This window comes from Microbacterium sp. (genome assembly GCF_035687345.1).
Lineage (GTDB): Bacteria > Actinomycetota > Actinomycetes > Actinomycetales > Microbacteriaceae > Microbacterium.
In genome coordinates this window covers 1-2,650 of record NZ_DASRXZ010000111.1, presented here as the reverse complement: position 1 = coordinate 2,650, position 2,650 = coordinate 1, and the positions used below count along the sequence as shown (strand labels likewise).

General features: G+C 70.6%; 2 protein-coding genes. One reads left to right on the top strand and one right to left on the bottom strand.

The genetic code is table 11. The annotated features are described in order from the left end of the window. The first annotated feature begins 18 nt into the window (after positions 1-18). Positions 19-1,059 carry an adenosine deaminase gene (locus tag VFF97_RS12325; RefSeq protein ID WP_325033790.1) on the top strand — a complete coding sequence of 347 codons (1,041 nt, stop codon included), beginning with the start codon at positions 19-21 and terminating at the stop codon, positions 1,057-1,059. 77 nt (positions 1,060-1,136) lie between these two features. Here the strand turns inward: VFF97_RS12325 and VFF97_RS12320 are convergent, their stop codons facing one another. Next, positions 1,137-2,486, bottom strand: a complete 1,350-nt coding sequence (locus VFF97_RS12320; protein ID WP_325033789.1) for an MFS transporter — start codon at positions 2,484-2,486, stop codon at positions 1,137-1,139. Positions 2,487-2,650 lie beyond the last annotated feature (164 nt).

Genomic DNA, 2,650 nt, shown 5'->3' with positions numbered 1-2,650 from the left:
CGACCGAGAAGGAGACCCATGCCTGCGCCCACCACACCCACCCGCGACTTCGTCACCGGCCTGCCGAAGGCGGAGCTGCACCTGCACCTGGAGGGCACGCTCGAGCCCGACCTCAAGCTGCGCCTCGCGCAGCGCAACGGGATCGACATCGGGCAGACGACGGTCGAGGAGGTGCGCGCCACGTACGCGTTCGACTCGCTCACGAGCTTCCTCGCCGTGTACTACCCGGCGATGGAGGTGCTGCAGACCGCGGACGACTTCTACGAGCTCGCCGACGCGTACCTCGCCCGCGCGGCCGCGGACGGCGTGAAGCATGTCGAGATGTTCTTCGACCCGCAGGCGCACACGTCGCGCGGCGTGCCGTTCGAGACGGTCGTGACGGGGTACCACCGGGCGGCGGCCGAGGCGTCGGGCAAGCACGGCATCGACGCGCACCTCATCCTGTGCTTCCTGCGCGACCTGTCCGCCGAGAGCGCGGCCGAGACGCTCGAGGCGTCGGTCCCGTTCCGCGACAAGATCCTGGGCGTGGGGCTCGACTCCGACGAGCGCGACAACCCGCCGCAGAAGTTCGCCGCGGTGTTCGCGCGCGCCCGCGAGCTCGGCTACCGGCTGACGATGCACTGCGACATCGACCAGGTCGGCAGCATCGACAACATCCGCACGGTCCTCGACGAGATCGGCGTGGACCGCGTGGACCACGGCACGAACGTCGTCGAGGACCCGGCGCTCGTCGACGTCGTGCGCGAGCGCGGTCTGGGGCTCACGTGCTGCCCGATCTCGAACTCGTTCGTCACCGACGACATGAAGGCGACCGAGATCGCGGGCCTGCTGCGCTCGGGCGTGCGCGTCACCGTGAACTCCGACGACCCCGCGTACTTCGGCGGCTACGTCGCGGACAACTACGTGGCGCTCGCGGACGCCGCGGGGCTCACCACTCAGGAGGTCGTGCAGCTCGCGCGCAACTCGTTCGAGGTGTCGTGGCTCGGCGCGTCGCAGCGCGCCGCCTACCTGGCCGAGATCGACCGGTACGTCGCCGCGTACGGGGAGACCGGCGTCTGACACCGTGACGCGCGCGAGGGGCGCGGTCGTCGACCGCGCCCCTCGCGCTGCTCGCGGGCTCTGACGCCCGCGCCGGTTCAGGTGAGGTTGTCGCTGTAGGCGACGTCCTTGGTCTCCTTCGAGACGAGCAGCGCGACGAGCGTGACGACGGCCATGACGCTGAGGTAGACGCCGACGAGCACGGTCGAGCCGTTCGCGGCGGTCCACAGCGCGACGGCGATGAACGGCGCCACCGCGGCGCCGAGGATCGACGACACGTTGTACGCGATCGCGGACCCGGTGTAGCGGACGTTCGCCGGGAAGAGCTCGGGCAGGATCGCGGCCATCGGCCCGAACGTCATGCCCATGAGCGAGAACCCGAGGACCAGCAGCGCCATGACGCCCACGGTGCCGCCGGAGAACAGGGGCACGAACAGCAGGCCGAACACGATGATGGCGACCGTCGTCCACAGCAGGTGCGCGCGGCGCCCGAACCTCTCGGCGAGCGGGCCGGAGGCGAGCGTGAACGCCCCGAAGAACACGACGCCGACGATGAGCATGACGAGGAAGTCGGTGCGGGCGTAGCCGAGGCCGGCGGGGTCGGCGTCCACGGGCGCGGTGCCGTACGTCAGCGTGAACGTCGTCATGAGGTAGAACAGCACGTACGTCGCGAGCATGATGAACGTGCCGGAGACGATCTGGTGCCACGACGTGCGGAAGACGCGCGCGACCGGCACCTTCGCGACGGCCTCGGCCTCGACGACCTTGCGGAACGCGGGCGTCTCGATGAGGCGCAGGCGCACCCACAGACCGACGATCACGAGCACTGCGCTCGCGAGGAACGGGACGCGCCAGCCCCACGCGAGGAACTGCGCGTCGGTGAGGGTCTCGGCGAGCGCGAGGAACACCGTGTTGGCGAGGATGAACCCGATCGGCGCGCCGAGCTGCGGGAACGTGCCCCACACCGCGCGCTTGCCCTCGGGCGCGTTCTCGGTCGCGAGGAGCGCGGCGCCGCTCCACTCGCCGCCGAGGCCGAGGCCCTGGCAGAAGCGCATGAGCACGAGCAGGGCGGGTGACAGCACCGCCCAGCCGGGCGTGCTCGACGGCGGCAGCGTGCCGATGAGGACGGTCGCCACGCCCATCGTGAGCAGCGACGCGACGAGCGTGCCCTTGCGCCCGACACGGTCGCCGAAGTGCCCGAAGAGGATCGAGCCGACGGGGCGTGCGACGAACGCGACGCCGAACACGGCGAACGACTGGAGCAGGGCGTAGGTCGGGTCGTCGCTCGCGAAGAACACCGTCGGGAAGACGAGGACGGCGGCCGTCGCGTAGGCGTAGAAGTCGTAGAACTCGATCGACGTCCCGATGAGGCTCGCCACGATGACGCGCGACTTGGAGTTGCCCGAGGCAACTTGCTGGTCGGTCGAAGGGGCGGCGGACGTGCTCATGAGGGGGCTCCCGCGAAAGCGTACTGGGGGGTAACGTGGCGTCCACCGTACGGCGCGTCCCGGATCGCGGAGCCATCGTCTCAGGATCCGAACGCGCGGTGGGCGAGGATCGTGCCGATACCGCGGACGCGGCGCCCCTCGGCGGTGAGCACGCGTGCGGGGGT

Excerpts from the sequence above, each read along its gene's own strand:
- VFF97_RS12320 (WP_325033789.1), bottom strand. The coding sequence starts at position 2,486 with ATGAGCACGTCCGCCGCCCCTTCGACCGACCAGCAAGTTGCCTCGGGC.
- VFF97_RS12325 (WP_325033790.1), top strand. The coding sequence starts at position 19 with ATGCCTGCGCCCACCACACCCACCCGCGACTTCGTCACCGGCCTGCCG.